This window comes from Stenotrophomonas riyadhensis (assembly GCF_040256885.1).
Classification (GTDB): domain Bacteria; phylum Pseudomonadota; class Gammaproteobacteria; order Xanthomonadales; family Xanthomonadaceae; genus Stenotrophomonas; species Stenotrophomonas riyadhensis.
The window spans coordinates 2,295,872-2,310,367 of the sequence record NZ_CP155568.1 but is presented as its reverse complement, the minus strand read 5'-3'; the positions used below and the strand labels follow the sequence as shown (position 1 = coordinate 2,310,367).

Below are 14,496 nucleotides of genomic sequence, written 5' to 3'. Positions count from 1 at the left end.
TTGGCCGGGGTCTGAGGGCGCAGGCAAGAGCCGAGCCAGAGGCCCAGCCATTGCCACGCCGAGGACACAAACGCCGCAGCAGCCCGATACAGCATTTCGCATAATGTATATTATGTTCAAATGAGCTGAACCCCTGACTCCCAAGCACCCTCTGGTACGCGACCGTGCTACCAAACTGCACCTGGAGTTCTTTGGCCCCCTTGAACCCTCTCGATCCACGCGGACGCTCGCCCGATTCTCAAGCGTGAGCACCCGCAGGTACCTCAGCGCGGCAGGACATTCAGCACCCGGCAATTCCTGCAGCGACCCTGCTCGATAAGATGCGAACTCACGAATGCTCCGCACGACCTGCATTGCACCGGCAGATGGGCATGTATCTTCCGTATTAATGGGTCGTTGTAGGTCGATCCGGTGGGATCCTTGTTGATGATGCCGATCTCAACAAGGGTCATTCCATGGACTTTCAACTTCCCGTCAAACTCCTCCTGGGTATGGCTGGTGAGCACGAGGTTATGGATGCCGCGGGTCACCTGTTTCCGGACGGGCTTCGGAACGGCGCAGCCGTATGCCTTGTTTACAGCACTGACCAACACCGCCCCGGTCAGTTCACCCAAGGTTTTCGGTGGTGGTGTTGTGGGTTGTTGCCCGATAAGCCTCCCGACACCATCATTCATCTCCTGATCGAGCGCGCCGCGAACCACCTGACTGAAGAAGCTCGGTGCGCCACGCTTGAACACTGGTTGCCTCAACAACTGAATGCCGGAATTGATCCAATTCATGGGTGTCCTGCCATGCGCAGCAATGGTCGCCGACAGAGTGAGCCCCGCGTTGCGGCCATGACGCGACATTCTGTATCAACGACGCATCATCGCGCTGACCACATACAGCCCTGCCTCCCACCCTTGGAAGTCTAGCGCCCGTGGATATGCCTCATCTCAACAAGGGCGAGCGCCGCTCACTGGCGCCGCAGTCGTTGCACTCCGCACGATCAACACCGCCAGCAGCGGAATGGCGATTCCATACACGTACTGGGTCAGTGTCACGCCAATCCCGAACGGGAACCAGATCGTTGGAAACCCCAGCGAACCGAGTTCACTCGTGTACTGCGATACGGTGATCATCAGCATCACGATCAACGCCATGCCTCGCATTGGCCCATTGCGGGCAATCCGCACGCGATACAGCTCACGGCTTTCTGGCTGCGGGGCAAGTGTCGGGGCCACGTGGATGCCGCCGCTCGCAGGGCCGGCAGCGCTGCCGGGCTGCATGAATGCTCGTATGGCGATCACGCCCTGCGTGCCTGCGGCATCGGCGGGCAGCGAAAAGATCATCGGCCGCGTACCCACGACACGGGGCGACTCCCCTAGCCTGCCCGAGCCCCCCAGGCGCTTGCCGTTCCAGTACAACTCATAGCCATCCTCTACGGCGGTAGGCCCCAGGATGTCCCAAACGCAATATCCGCCCAGCGCGGATCGTCACCGACCTGGAATTTCCACGCCCCATCGATCAGAGGCGCCACTGCGCGGAGCCTGGGTGGATCAGGCCGACCACCGATGACAAGGACGGCGGCAGTACACACCCAGGCCAGCAGGGTCAGTACGACGATCCTCACCACGAGCGCGTGTTGCCCCGATGAGGCAAGAGAGGGAGATCTGGTCGCCGCAGTCATCACGGGTTCTCTGTAATGAAGTCGCCAAGGATTCCTACTGCCATGCACGGATGTCATCCTCCGTACAACCCGTGCCTACTGCAACCCTCCCCTGCCCCGTCCAATCCCAGCTCCTTGCCAATGGGTCATCCAATCCCGCCCACAGACGCCACCCGCATGACGAAGTTTGCGATCGTCTCCTCCATCTGCTGCAGACCTGGATCCTCCAGCGGGTAATGCCCGGCATTCCTGAGCAATACAGTCTCGACCTCAACCTGGCGGATGCGCGAGAGGAAGGGCGTACTGAGATGCAACGGTGTCCAGTGATCATCTGCCGGCTGGGTCAGGAGCACCGGGCAGCGGTCGAACTGCTCGGGTTCGAGTGCAGGCTGATAGTTCCCATAGCTGTCCAGGAACCGAATCGACATCCGGTTTCCAGCAGATGTCCGGTCGCGCAGAAAGATCTCCATTGCGACCTTGTCGTTGGCAAGCGCACTCATTTTCGACGCCAGCGTCATTGGATATCTGAATGCAGCAATTGGAGACTTCGCCAACAGGCCCATCAATGGAATTCCAAGCCGTGAGGTCAGCAGGTCGTGGGCCGTCTCATCGCGCACCTGCTGTGATCGCTGGTCAAGGAAGGTCATGCCCACAATCCCAGCCACTGTCCCCTTTGGCGCCTTTGCAGCAGCGTGATAGGTCAGCATCCCGCCAGCACTAAGGCCATACAGCACGATGGGGCGCACGTCCCGCGCCCGCTCAAACGCAATGAAGTCGACAACGAGATCGACCCACTCGTCGTAGGAGAAGGGGGCACCGCGCGCTACCTTGGTGAGCCCGTAACCAAGATTGTCCAGTGCCACTACTTCCAGACCTCTACGTGCCAAAGGCGCGCCCAGGATCATCGACATCTGGCGACCATTGGTGCCTACGCCGTGAAGGAGGATGACCTTCGCCGGTGCTTCCGCATTAACGTACCTGTCCAGGTGGACCTCGTGTCCTCGATGACTCCAGTACACCTCCTTGGGGGCAGTTGCCTCGTCAAGACGAAGGCGCGCAGGTAGCCGCGTTTGCAGGTCCCTCCATTCCTGCTGATCACTGTAGTAGTCTGGCTTGGCGTTCATGTTCACCTCGATTCAAGGACAGAGGGCATGCTCCTCCAGGCGGCGGCGGCCAGGGATGCTTGTTCGGGACAGGCGCTATAGAATTTGTGCCAACCAACGGGCTTGATCATGGATCCTTGGCACTACCCGCGCAGCCCTGCTTCGATCGAGCTCATGCTGCGTTTTGGCGAAAGTCGTGGGATAAAGACCCCGCAGCTGATGACGGGCACCCGCCTGGCGGCCGCCGACCTGAAGGACCCTGACGCGATTATTTCGGCGACCCAGGAACTGAAGGTCATCGAGAACCTGCTGAAAGCGTTGCCGAAAGCATCCCGCGCCGGGCTGGAGGTAGGCCTGACCTATCGGCTTTCGGCGTATGGATTGCTCGGCTATGGGCTGCTAAGCAGCGCAAGCGGCGAGGCTGCTCTTGCCCTCGCCCGGCGCCTCCTCCCGCTGACCTACACCTTTGCCTCCATCACGATCACATCGGATGGGCGCAACGTGCAGATGGCATTCGCCCCTGCCCCCGAATTGATCGGTGACACAGCGCGCTTTGTGGTGGAACGTGCCATGGGTGCCACCGCACGTGTACTACATGACGTGATCGGGCGGGACTTCCGATTGGAATGGTTCGAGCTCGCCGGGGCAGCCAGTGGCTCAGGCTCGGGTGTCTCTACCGTATTCAGTGCACCGGTACGCCATGGCGCCATCAAGGGTTCTCTGGGCTTTTCATCCGCCTTGTTGCAGCGTCCACTGCCACAGGCCAACCCGATCACGGCCAGAATGTGCGAACAGATGTGCAATGAGCTGCTGAGGAAGCGTAGCCCCAGGGTGGACACGGCGGCCTTCATCCGCGAACACCTTGCCGGACAATCATTCAGGCATCCGCCGTCGGTCGGCGAATATGCACGCATGCTCAACACCACCGAGCGCACCCTCAAACGCAGGCTGCAGAGCGAAGGAACAACGTTCCGCGAGATATCCCAACGGTGCGCGTTTGGCCCGCGCAGACATCCTGATGCAGGACGGGCGCCTGTCCCTCGCGCAGATTGCCGCGGAACTGGGATTCAGTGAACCAACCACCTTTTCGCAGGCCTACAAGAAGTGGACCGGGGTGCCGCCAGGCAAAGCCCGCAAAAGCGGCATTTAGCCGCAACATTCAATGTCGGATATGCTGATCGCACCCTTGCCACTGGCAGGACCACAATCCATGGCACAGGCCTTCACACGTACCATCTGCATGCTGATCTACGACGGCGCGCAGTCATTGGACATCAGCGGCCCTGTGGAAGTGTTCGCTCTGGCAAGTCGCCAGGCCGAGGAAGACCGTGCTGGCAGTGCGCCGCTGTACTCCGTGAAGCTGATCGGCAGACACTCGAACTGGGTTGTGGCCTCCTCCGGCATACGCCTGCTCCCCGATATGACGTGCGAGGAGATGCCCGACAATACCGACACGCTGCTGGTGTGCGGTGGAATGGGTGACTCGCTCGATGTCATCAGGACTGATCGGGCACTGGTCGAATGGCTGGGACGAGCTGCAACACGCGTACGGCGGATCGCCTCGATCTGCAGCGGCGCTCTTCTGCTGGCCGAGGCGGGCGTCCTTGATGGCCGTGAGGCCACGACGCACTGGAGTGATGTTCGCGAGCTGCGCGAGCGCTATCCGAAGGTGCACGTGCAGCCAGATGCGATCTACACGCACGATGGCCATGTGTGGGCGTCGGCTGGGATCACCGCGGGGATGGACATGGCCCTGGCGATGGTCGCAGAAGATCGTGGCCAATCGCTGGCACTGAAGGTGGCCAAGCGGATGGTCATGACCAGCAAACGCTCCGGCGGCCAGAGCCAGTTCAGCCGCCAGTTGCAGTCTCTGGATCTACCCGACCAGTTCCAGAAGCTGGAACAGTGGATGCGGGAGAACCTGCATCTTCGCCTGAGCGTGGACGAACTCGCGCAGCGTCTGCACATGAGCCCCCGGCAGTTCAATCGCAGATTCGTCGCGACCTTCCAGCTTACGCCACAGAAGTATGTGGAAATGCTGCGCGTCGAAGCAGCCAAGCCATTGCTTGAGGGCACGCGCAAGGACATGCAATGGGTTGCCAGTGAGTGCGGATACGGTTCGGTGGATGCGCTCCGGCGCGCCTTTCTCCGCCAGCTCAACGTGACGCCAAGCGAGTACCGGTCACGGTTTGGCTCTGTCTAGAGCGTCCCGATCCGCAGGATTGATGTCCGCATCCGCCGGTGCGCCTCAGCTACGTTATCGTCTTCGCATCACCTCATCGCGGCGCCCTTCGGCTCGTGCCGTGAGCGCCCGCCCGCCTAAGGATATGCCGTGACCCGCTACGCCCCACGTTGCCTCAGCCTCCTTGCGGGGATCTGCGCCGCCGTGCCGCTGCCTGCATCGTCGCTCGAGCGGCTTCCGCTTCCGGCCGGGTGCAAACCCGCCCAGCGTTCTGCGCAGGCACGCCCGATGGAGGCCATGGACGTACCCGTTTTTCCGCCCGTCCAGCTTGATGTCCGTACCCCCTTCGAGCCCAGTGCCTTCAGTGCGGGCGGCTATCGCTACCTTGTGTACGAACTGCAGCTGCAGAACTACTCGGAAGCATCATTGCGCGTAGAAGCAGTGGACGTATTGACGCCCGCACCGGATGGGGCCGAGCTTCTCCTCAGGATTTCAGGACAGGCCCTGCGCGACCAGATGAGACTGGTCGGTAGCGGTGCTGTTGATTCCGAGCAGACGCTGGAGACAGGACGAGCGGGGACGGTCTTCCTATGCGTTGCGTTCGACGGATCGTTCCCGGTGCCTGACCGCCTCCTGCATCGCGTCGTGCTGGACAGTGCAGTGGCGCAGGGCCCCGAGGTGGGCACGCAGCACGACGCCGTGAAGGTGCTGTCCAGCCCCGTCCGTGGCAGCCACTGGCTGGCGGACAACGGGCTCGCACTTGACCTTCATCACCGTCCTGGCGTGTTTGTCGCCGGAGGGACAGCCCAGATTTCGCGCCGATACGCCATTGATTGGAAGCGCCGAGTCGACGGCAAGCTGCTGGCGGGGGACCCCCTGGATGTACGCAGCTACCATGCGTACGGGGAACCGGTATTTGCCGTTGCTGATGCCACCATCATCCAGGCCAGGGACGGGTTCCCGGACAACATCCCGCGGACACCGGCCGGGTTCACTCCTGCCGTGCCACTCAGCATGGAATCGTTGGCGGGCAACACCGTGGTTCTGGACCTGGGCGATGGCCAGTTCGCGCACTATGCCCATCTTCAACGTGGAAGCGTCGCGGTCAAGGCCGGGCAACGGGTCAAGCGTGGCGAGCTGCTGGCGAACATCGGAAATTCAGGCGATGCCAGATGGCCACATCTGCACTTCCAGGTGACAACCGGCCCCGGCGTCATGAGCAGCGAGGGTGTGCCGTTCGTGCTTGATCATTTTCGTGCCAAGGGCCCTTCAGGCCAATGGACCGTGAGGCGTCAGGAGTACCCCCTGCTCGACAGCGAGCTCGACCTCTGATCCGGACCGGGACCAGGGTCATGCCCTACCCGGCCTCGCGAATCCGTCGTGCCGACTGGCGCAGACTGTCGATCAACCCTGCGATGGCCGAATCGCTGCCCGTCGCTTCACGCCAGTACATGCCGAGTGCTCCTGCCGACCCCATCGACAAGGGCAGCCGGGCCATCTGCTTCAGGCGCACGAAGTGATCCGCTACATGTGCCGATGCGGCCAGCAACAGATCGCTGTCGCGCAGAAGCGAGATGTTGGCCAGCATGGAGGCCGACTCCACCGCATAGGGCGGCGGCGTCAGTCCGATCTCAGCCAGGCCGGTTTCCAGATTGGCACGGATCGGCGTTCCCACGGGCCACACGATCCACGGGTAGTCGAACGCCTGCTGCCAGGTGAGCGAACGCTTGCGTGTGAGTGGATGACCGGGCCGCGCGACCAGCACAATCGGCTCCACGTACAGCAGCTCATACTGCAGGCCAGGTGGCGGATTGCTGCCGCTCAGCCGTCCGACGGCCACATCCACCTGGACGCGTTCCAGCTGTGACAACAGTTCATCCATCGTCCCCTCGCGCAACCCGATCTGGATGTCCGGCTGCAGGCGCATGTAACGCGCGATCGCATCAGGGACCAGATCGAACGTGGCCGCAGGTGAGGTGGCAAGCATCACCCGGCGCAGGCCGCCGTGGCGTACTGCCTCCACATCCTCCTCCGCCCGCTGCATCGCGTTGAGAACGCGTCGCGCATAGAGCAGCACCAGACGGCCCGCCGGGGTCGGGCTGATGCCGCGTGCGTGCCGGTCGAACAATGCCGTCCCGATGTCCTCTTCCAGTTCGCGCAGCCATTTGGACAGGCCCGGCTGTGTGGTGTGCGCCGTCCGCGCGGCTTCGGACAGGCTGCCGGTCTGTTCCAGCAGCAACAGCCACTGCAGATGCCGCATATGCAGGCGGCGCGACCAGTCGAGAATCCCAGGCATATCCGTTCCTATATGGATGAATACTCAAAGATCATTTTCGCATTGTAGGTTAACCGCCTAGTCTCTGCTTCGAAGGCACCGCTCCGGGGTGCCGGCACGCAAGGTGGAGTCACTCATGCACGCAGTCCAGGCCCTCGATGCACGTTCCGCATTCAACCGCGATATCGACGCGGACCACCTGGTGCCGCTGTGGGACCAATTGCATTCACTGGTGCCGCGCGCGCCAGCAGCCAAGGTGGAAGCAGCGCTGTGGCGGTATCGCGACCTGCGTCCGCACCTGATGCGCGCCGGCGACCTGCTCACGGCCGCCGAAGCGATACGACGAGTGCTGGTCATGGAGAATCCCGCGATCCGTGGCCGTGCCTCGGTCACGCAGAGCCTGTATGCCGGCCTGCAGCTGATCCTTCCCGGCGAAGTCGCGCCCAGCCATCGCCACACGCAATCGGCGCTGCGCCTGGTGATCGAAGGCACCACGGCGCATACGGTCGTCGATGGCGAACGCATTCCGATGGCCCCGGGCGACTTCATCATCACCCCGTCCTGGACCTGGCATGACCACGGCAATCGCGAAGCGGCCGAAGGTGGAGAGCCTGTGGTCTGGCTGGATGGGCTGGACATTCCGTTGCTGGGCTTCCTGGGTGCGCAGTTCGCCGAGGACCACGACAGCGATGAGCAGCCCCTGACGCAGCTGGAGGGGAGTTCACTGGCCCGCTACGGCTCGACCCTGCTGCCGGTACGCCACCGCGTGGCAACGCCCGTATCGCCGCTCTCGCACTATCCCTACGAACGCACCCGCGAAGCGCTTGAAACCCTGCTGCGCAATGGCGATCTGGATCCTTGGGATGGCATCAAGCTCCGCTATGCCAATCCTGCAACCGGTGGCTGGGCGATGCCTTCCATTGCGACCTGCATGCAGCTGCTGCCGGCAGGCTTCCGTGGCCGCACCTGGCGCAGTACCGATGCCACCGTTTACTCGGTGGTGGAAGGCAGCGGTGAGGCGATCGTCGGCGGGCAACGCTTCGCCTTCGAAGCCAAGGACACCTTCGTGGTCCCTTCGTGGGCCGGGCTGTCACTGCATGCCAACGAGGATTCCACGCTGTTCAGTTTCTCCGACCGCCCGGTGCATGAACTGCTGGGCGTTCTGCGCGAGTCGCGCGAAGTGGAATGAGGCCACTTCCTTCCGCGTGCCCTTCCCTGTCCGTTCCTGGAGTGGTTTCAATGACGTATCTCTTTACCCCGGCACCGGTGGTCGGCATACCGGTGGTTGGCAGTGACCAGCAGTTCCCCGTACGCCGCGTGTACTGCGTCGGCCGCAACTACGGCGCGCATGCGCGGGAAATGGGGTTCGACCCGGATCGCGAGCCGCCTTTCTTCTTCTGCAAGCCCACCGACGCTGTCGTGCCGGTGGCCGCCGGAGAGGAGCTGCAACTCCCCTATCCCAGCGAAACCGGCAATTACCACTATGAAATCGAGCTGGTGGCTGCCATCGGCACCGGCGGCTCCAACATTCCGCTGGAGCAGGCGCTTTCGCATGTGTTCGGCTATGCGGTAGGCCTGGACATGACACGCCGCGATCTGCAGATGAAGATGCGCGAGATGGGGCGCCCGTGGGAGATCGGCAAGGCCTTCGACCAGTCCGCCCCGATCGGCCCGCTGTGGCCTGCGGCACGAAGTGGATCGATCGACCAGGCCGGACTGTGGCTGCAGGTGAACGGTGAAGATCACCAGCGCAGCACGACCGCGGCGTTGATCTGGTCAGTGGCCGAGACCGTCGCATACCTGTCGCGCTTCTTCGAACTACAGCCGGGTGACCTGATCTATACCGGCACTCCAGAGGGCGTGGGCCCCGTGGTCCGCGGCGACCTGATGGTGGGCGGCATCGACGGTCTTGGAGAGTTGAACGTGCGTGTAGTCTGAGCACGCGCACTGCGGCATTCACCAGCCCTCGGGAGGGCTGCAATTCCATTGCACAAGGCTGCGCATGGCGCGGTCAGGGGATGAATCATGTCTGCAATCCTGCGTAACGGCGCCGTCGACATCCAGGCATTCGTTGACGCGCAGCCATTGAGCGGCTTCCAGTGGCGGGTGCTGGGTCTGTGTTTCCTGGTGGTCGCGCTGGACGGATTCGATACCGCCGCGATTGGTTTCATCGCCCCGGCATTGAGCCAGGACTGGTCACTGACTCCCGGCCAGCTCAATCCGGTGATGGTTGCCGCGTTGGCGGGGCTCGCCGTGGGCGCATTCGCCTGCGGCCCGCTCGCCGATCGCTTCGGCCGCAAGCGCATCCTGATGCTGTCCGTGCTGTTCTTCGGCGGCTTCAGCCTGGCCTCCGCCGGGTCGGACTCGGTCGCCGGATTGAGCGTGCTGCGCTTCCTCACCGGACTCGGCCTTGGCGGTGCCATGCCGCAGGCGGTAACGCTGATGTCCGAGTATTGCCCCCAGCGGCGCCGCTCCCTGCTGGTCACCACGATGTTCTGCGGCTTCACCCTGGGCTCTGCGCTGGGCGGGATCGTCTCTGCGCACCTGGTGCCACTGTTTGGCTGGCGCTCCATCCTGGGATTGGGTGGCGCGCTGCCCCTGCTCATTCTGCCAGCGCTGGCACTGTGGCTGCCGGAATCGCCGCGTTTCCTGTTGCTCAGGCCGGGCAATGAAGCACGTGTGGCAGCACTGCTGCGCAAGATCGCAGCGTTGCCAGCAGGGTGGTCCGGGGCGTTCCTGGATGGCGTGGCCCGTGATCCTGCCACGCAGGTTGGGCGCTCCCCGTTGCAGCTGATCATGGCACCGGCGCTGCGCCAGGGCACGGTGTTGTTATGGGGTGCCTTCTTCATGAGCCTGTTGATCATCTACCTGCTGACCAACTGGCTGCCGACGCTGATCAAGGGCACTGGCCTGAGCCTGAGCCAGGCGGCGCTGCTGACCGCCCTGTTCCAGATCGGCGGCACCATCGGCTCGATCGTGCTGGGGGCCACCATGGACCGGCTCAATCCCTACCGCGTGCTGGCATTGGCCTATCTGGCCGGCGCGCTCTGCATCGGCGCCATCGCACGCTTCTACTACGACTTCTGGCTGTTGGGCGCCTTCGTGGCCGGGGTGGGCTTCTGCATCAGCGGCTCGCAGGTCGGGGCCAATGCACTGGCGGCCGCGTTCTATCCCACCGCCAGCCGCGCCACCGGCGTTTCCTGGGCGCTGGGTGCAGGCCGCATCGGCTCCATCGTGGGTTCGCTCAGCGGCGGCGCCATGCTGGGCCTGGGCTGGGGCATCCAGGGCATCTTCAGCCTGTTGATGCTTCCCGCAGCGATCGCCGCACTGCTGATCTTCATCATGGGGCTGCGCTATCGGCACGCACGCACCACGACTGCGGCAGTGACCGCGCACTGATTCCTTCCGTACGAGCCGATCATGATCCTCTACAGCTTCTTCAACAGCTCCACCTCCTACCGGGTGCGCATCGCCCTTGCGCTGAAAGGGATCCAGTACCAGCTGCGCACCGTGGCCATCCGCAAGGGCGAGCAGTACAGCGAGGCCCATCGCTCGCTGAGCCCCATCGGTGGTGTGCCGGTGCTGGTCACCGATGACGGCGAGGTCCTGACCCAGTCACTTGCGATTCTCGACTACCTGGACGCCATCGCTCCGCAGGTACCGTTGTTCCCGACGGACCGGATGCGCCGCGCACGGGTGCAGGAACTGGCGCTCCTCATTTCCTGCGACATCCATCCACTCAACAACCTGCGCGTCCTGAAGTACCTGGAGTACGAGCTGGGCCTGGAGGCTGGCGAACGATCGGAGTGGTACGGCCATTGGATCGCCAAGGGCCTGGCCGCCGCCGAAATCCTGCTGCAACGCGCCGACCCAGCCACGTTCTGCTTCGGTGACACGCCGGGCGCGGCGGACTGCTGCCTGGTCCCCCAGGTCGCCAATGCGCTGCGCATGAACTGCGACCTGGCGCCCTACCCGCGCGTGCTGCAGATCCATCAGGCCTGCCTTGCACACCCTGCTTTCCAGGCTGCCGCACCGGAACGGCAACCCGACTATCCGGCCTGAGCCGCCGGTCGCGCTGCCAGCGCAGGAACGTGCTCATCACTCAACCTTGGGAGAGATCGCATGCGGCACCCTCCATATGCCATCGGTTCACGGCAGGCACCCTTCATGCTGTCCGTGCTGGCCCTGGTCGGCAGCAGCGTTGCGCTACCGGCACAGGCTGCACTTCCATCCGGCAACCTCGGGCTGACCTCGTTCAACGATGGCAAGTCCAAGCCCGGCAATCTGTTCCAGCAGTTCGTCAACGTTTACGAAGCCGACCGCTTCATGGATGCACAGGGCAGGCCACGACCGGTCGACAACGAGCTGCAGACCACCGTGCTGGCCACCTTCGTCGGCCGCATCACCGAGCACAAGGTCTTCGGCGCCTGGTACGGCTATGAAGCCCTGCAGCCGGTGCTGTTTGCCAATGCGGATTTCAACCCGAAGGTGAGCACCGGCAATGGCCTGGGTAATCTGAGTGTCAGCCCGGTCGTATTGCAGTGGCCCGAAACAACCCTGTTCGGGCGCCCCTACTTCCAGCGCCTGAACCTGCAGGTTCAACTGCCCACGGGCAGCTACCACCGCGACCGCGCCATCAACCCGAGCAGCAACGCCTGGGCGTTCAATCCGCACTATGCGCTGACCTGGGAGTTCGCGGACAACTGGGAACTCAGCTCTCGCATCCACTATCTGTGGACGGGCCGCAACAACGATCCAAATCCAGCCCTTGCCACCGACTACGTGCAACCTGGCCAGGCGCTGCATGCCAATGTCTCGGTCTCGCGTGCAGTGGGCCAGAACTGGCGTCTCGGCCTGTCCGGCTATGCGCTCAAGCAGATCAGCGCCGAACGCATCGACGGCAGAACCCGGGCCGATTCGCTGGAACGAATCAGCGCACTGGGCCCCGCCGTCCAGTTCGGCACCGGCAGGACCCGCATCATGGTCCACTACTACAAGGAGTTCGATGCGGCCAATCGCAGCGAGGGGGACCGCCTGCTGCTCCGCTGGTTCCAGTTGTTCTGAAGCCCGCTCACATCGATTCATGCAAGTGAAAGATACGCCCTCCCTGTCGCCCCGTGGGCTATGCTCGCCCTGCACGTCTGCACGAGCGAACATCGCCTCCCGGGGCTGGCGTCATGTCAAGCACGATCACGCAGCGAATGAGAGCCTGGCTCTTCCCCTGCACAGTGGCTGCGCTGGCCATCTGTGCGGCCATTGGTCTGCCTGTGGCAAGCCAGATCGGGATCGAGCAGATCTTCCAGGCCACCGAACGAAACGTGGCCATGGGCTACGCGCGGGATGTCCTGCAGCGCTCCGAACGGGTGTCAGCCACCTTGAAGGACGCCCTGGCGCAGCTGACACAGGGCGATCCGGCAACCTTCTGTGATTCCTCACGGGTCACCACGATGCGCCGTATCGCCTTGATGTCCCCGGACATCATGGCGATCGGCCATTCCCAGCAAGGTCGCCTGCTCTGCTCGTCCTTGCCGGTCCCGGTGGATTCGGTGGTGCTCGGTCCCGTGGAATTCCGCGGCGAGTTCGATGTACGCACCAAAGTGAGCCTTCCCCTCGCCCCTTCACCGACATTCATGGCGATAGAGCGTGATGGCTTCGTCTTCTTCCTGTACAGAACGCACGTGATCGACCTTCCGCTCGATCGTGACGCTGTGGTTGCGACCTACTCCACGCTGGCGCGCAGGGTGCGGACCTCGCGTGGCGAGGTTCGCCCCGCCTGGCTCGCGGCCGGGCGCCGCGGCCAAGGCGTCAGCTTCATTGATGGCCGCTACGCGGTGGCCGTGCTGGAATCCAGCCGAAACACCACGGGCGTGGTCGTCGCCTACCCGCGCAGCCGCTGGCAATCAGAGAAGCGCAGCATTGCCGGCGCCACGCTCGGCCTGGCGATACTGGCTGGCCTGGGGGTGGCGTCATGGGTGGTCCTGTGGGCCCGGCGACTGCTGAGCGTATCGGCCACTTCGCTGAAGCGAGGCCTTCGGCGCGGGGAGTTCAGTCTCCACTACCAGCCCATCGTCGAGCTGGAGACCGGACGATGGGTGGGCGTGGAGGCGCTGCTGCGCTGGCAGCGTCCAGGCGGAACCCCGGTCAGTCCCGCGATCTTCGTGCCGTTGGCGGAACGCACCGGGCTCATCGCCCGGCTCAGCCAGCGTGTTCTGGAGCTGGTCGCCGCAGAGAGCCCGATGCTGCTGGCGGAAGATCCCGATTTCTACATCGCCATCAATCTCGCCGGCAGCGATCTGGCGTCATCGAAGATGCTCACTCGACTGCGCGCACTCTCCGAACTGCCTGGTGCCAGCGGTCGCAACTTCCAGGTCGAGATCACCGAGTACAGCATGGTGTCCATCGACGCGGCCGGAAGCAGTATCAAGTTCCTGCGAGAAATGGGCATCCAGGTGGTACTGGATGATTTTGGAACAGGCTTCTCCAACCTGGGTTACCTGACCGAGTTCGCGCTGGATGGCCTCAAGATCGATCAGCAGTTCGTGCAACGCATCGGCAGGTCGGACACCGCCGATGCCATGGTCTTCCACATCATCGAGCTCGCCCGGTCATTCGGGCTGCGCATCGTGGCCGAAGGCATCGAGACCCAGCAACAGGCCGATGCACTGGCAGCGCATGGAGTACGGCGTGGCCAAGGGTGGCTGTTTGCTCGTCCGATGCCGCTGCACGAGCTGCTCAAGGCGCTGCGGCTCCGCCACGATTGAATGGGCGTGCCGGACCGCTCACCGCCCCTGCTCCACCTCCCCCTGACCACCACAGCACCGATAGTCGAACGGAATCCGCAGGGTCTTCCCATCCTCTCCCGGCCCGGAAATGCTGGCCTTCAAGTCGGCGCCATCACGCCGGTACTCGATGCGGTTCGGGAAGTCATGCTGCGGGTTCTCGAACACCACCCAGTTCTCGCCGTGGTCGGCAATCACGAATGTGGTCGGCGCCACACCGTTGGGCTGCACATGCAGGCCGGCCGCCCTGCCGGCCGGCACCAGGCGCATGTACTCGAAAGACGCCATGCTGCCGTGGCTCAACGTCCGTGACATGCCAAGCAGGGCGCCGCCGGCCTCTGGCAGCCACACCTCATCAAGCCTGCGCTCCTCGGTACCACCGCACCAATGCCCGGCCAACCAGTCGAACCTGGCCGGAGCAGCAGTGACTGCACTGCTTCCCAACGCCAGCCCTGCGCCCAGCACCACCAACGTCGACTTCAACATGCCCTGACCTCCTGGATCGGTTG

At 63.5% G+C, this 14,496-nt stretch carries 15 protein-coding genes; 10 read left to right on the top strand and 5 right to left on the bottom strand.

Annotated elements, in window-relative coordinates; genetic code table 11:
* Positions 1-263 precede the first annotated feature (263 nt).
* From SriyCCGPB3_RS10895 to SriyCCGPB3_RS10885, 3 genes are all read right to left on the bottom strand, one after another.
* Positions 264-779, bottom strand: a complete 516-nt coding sequence (locus SriyCCGPB3_RS10895) for a hypothetical protein (protein ID WP_153855338.1) — start codon at positions 777-779, stop codon at positions 264-266.
* Positions 780-935: 156 nt separating this feature from the next.
* Positions 936-1,331, bottom strand: coding sequence for a hypothetical protein (locus SriyCCGPB3_RS10890; RefSeq protein WP_350260312.1), 396 nt, complete (start codon positions 1,329-1,331; stop codon positions 936-938).
* Between the two features lie 463 nt (positions 1,332-1,794).
* On the bottom strand, positions 1,795-2,772 hold the full coding sequence (locus SriyCCGPB3_RS10885; RefSeq protein ID WP_350260311.1) for an alpha/beta hydrolase: 978 nt from the start codon (positions 2,770-2,772) through the stop codon (positions 1,795-1,797).
* Positions 2,773-2,880: 108 nt separating this feature from the next.
* Here SriyCCGPB3_RS10885 and SriyCCGPB3_RS10880 point away from each other — a divergent pair, with 108 nt between their 5' ends.
* The 4 genes from SriyCCGPB3_RS10880 to SriyCCGPB3_RS10865 all read left to right on the top strand — a co-directional run bounded on the left by SriyCCGPB3_RS10880 (position 2,881) and on the right by SriyCCGPB3_RS10865 (position 6,265).
* A complete protein-coding gene (locus tag SriyCCGPB3_RS10880; protein ID WP_350260310.1) occupies positions 2,881-3,825 on the top strand; it encodes an AraC family transcriptional regulator ligand-binding domain-containing protein in 945 nt (314 codons plus the stop codon).
* Positions 3,770-3,901 (top strand): helix-turn-helix domain-containing protein, encoded by a 132-nt coding sequence (locus SriyCCGPB3_RS10875; RefSeq protein WP_350260309.1) that lies wholly within the window; start codon positions 3,770-3,772, stop codon positions 3,899-3,901. The genes SriyCCGPB3_RS10880 and SriyCCGPB3_RS10875 overlap by 56 nt, the downstream gene beginning before the upstream one ends.
* A gap of 60 nt (positions 3,902-3,961) precedes the next feature.
* Complete coding sequence (locus SriyCCGPB3_RS10870) at positions 3,962-4,954, top strand: GlxA family transcriptional regulator (protein WP_350260308.1); 993 nt, start codon at positions 3,962-3,964, stop codon at positions 4,952-4,954.
* Between the two features lie 129 nt (positions 4,955-5,083).
* Entirely contained in the window at positions 5,084-6,265 is a 1,182-nt protein-coding gene (locus SriyCCGPB3_RS10865) for a M23 family metallopeptidase (RefSeq protein WP_180846636.1), read from the top strand.
* Between the two features lie 25 nt (positions 6,266-6,290).
* On the opposite strand, the gene SriyCCGPB3_RS10860 is transcribed toward SriyCCGPB3_RS10865, so the two are convergent.
* Complete coding sequence (locus tag SriyCCGPB3_RS10860) at positions 6,291-7,172, bottom strand: LysR family transcriptional regulator (RefSeq protein ID WP_350260307.1); 882 nt, start codon at positions 7,170-7,172, stop codon at positions 6,291-6,293.
* 172 nt (positions 7,173-7,344) lie between these two features.
* Between SriyCCGPB3_RS10860 and gtdA the strand changes: the two genes are divergently transcribed.
* From gtdA to SriyCCGPB3_RS10830, 6 genes are all read left to right on the top strand, one after another.
* Entirely contained in the window at positions 7,345-8,397 is a 1,053-nt protein-coding gene (gene gtdA, locus SriyCCGPB3_RS10855) for a gentisate 1,2-dioxygenase (protein WP_350260306.1), read from the top strand.
* A gap of 50 nt (positions 8,398-8,447) precedes the next feature.
* Positions 8,448-9,146 carry a fumarylacetoacetate hydrolase family protein gene (locus tag SriyCCGPB3_RS10850; protein ID WP_350260305.1) on the top strand — a complete coding sequence of 233 codons (699 nt, stop codon included), beginning with the start codon at positions 8,448-8,450 and terminating at the stop codon, positions 9,144-9,146.
* Positions 9,147-9,233: 87 nt separating this feature from the next.
* Complete coding sequence (locus SriyCCGPB3_RS10845) at positions 9,234-10,607, top strand: MFS transporter (protein ID WP_350260304.1); 1,374 nt, start codon at positions 9,234-9,236, stop codon at positions 10,605-10,607.
* A gap of 21 nt (positions 10,608-10,628) precedes the next feature.
* The gene (gene maiA / locus SriyCCGPB3_RS10840) at positions 10,629-11,270 is read left to right on the top strand and encodes a maleylacetoacetate isomerase (RefSeq protein WP_350260303.1); all 642 of its coding nucleotides are present in this window, start codon (positions 10,629-10,631) and stop codon (positions 11,268-11,270) included.
* 60 nt (positions 11,271-11,330) lie between these two features.
* Complete coding sequence (locus tag SriyCCGPB3_RS10835) at positions 11,331-12,272, top strand: SphA family protein (protein ID WP_219634996.1); 942 nt, start codon at positions 11,331-11,333, stop codon at positions 12,270-12,272.
* Positions 12,273-12,385: 113 nt separating this feature from the next.
* A complete protein-coding gene (locus SriyCCGPB3_RS10830; RefSeq protein WP_350260302.1) occupies positions 12,386-13,969 on the top strand; it encodes an EAL domain-containing protein in 1,584 nt (527 codons plus the stop codon).
* A gap of 18 nt (positions 13,970-13,987) precedes the next feature.
* On the opposite strand, the gene SriyCCGPB3_RS10825 is transcribed toward SriyCCGPB3_RS10830, so the two are convergent.
* Positions 13,988-14,473: a DUF6265 family protein gene (locus tag SriyCCGPB3_RS10825; RefSeq protein ID WP_350260301.1), complete on the bottom strand. Its 486-nt coding sequence runs from the start codon at positions 14,471-14,473 to the stop codon at positions 13,988-13,990.
* Positions 14,474-14,496: the final 23 nt, after the last annotated feature.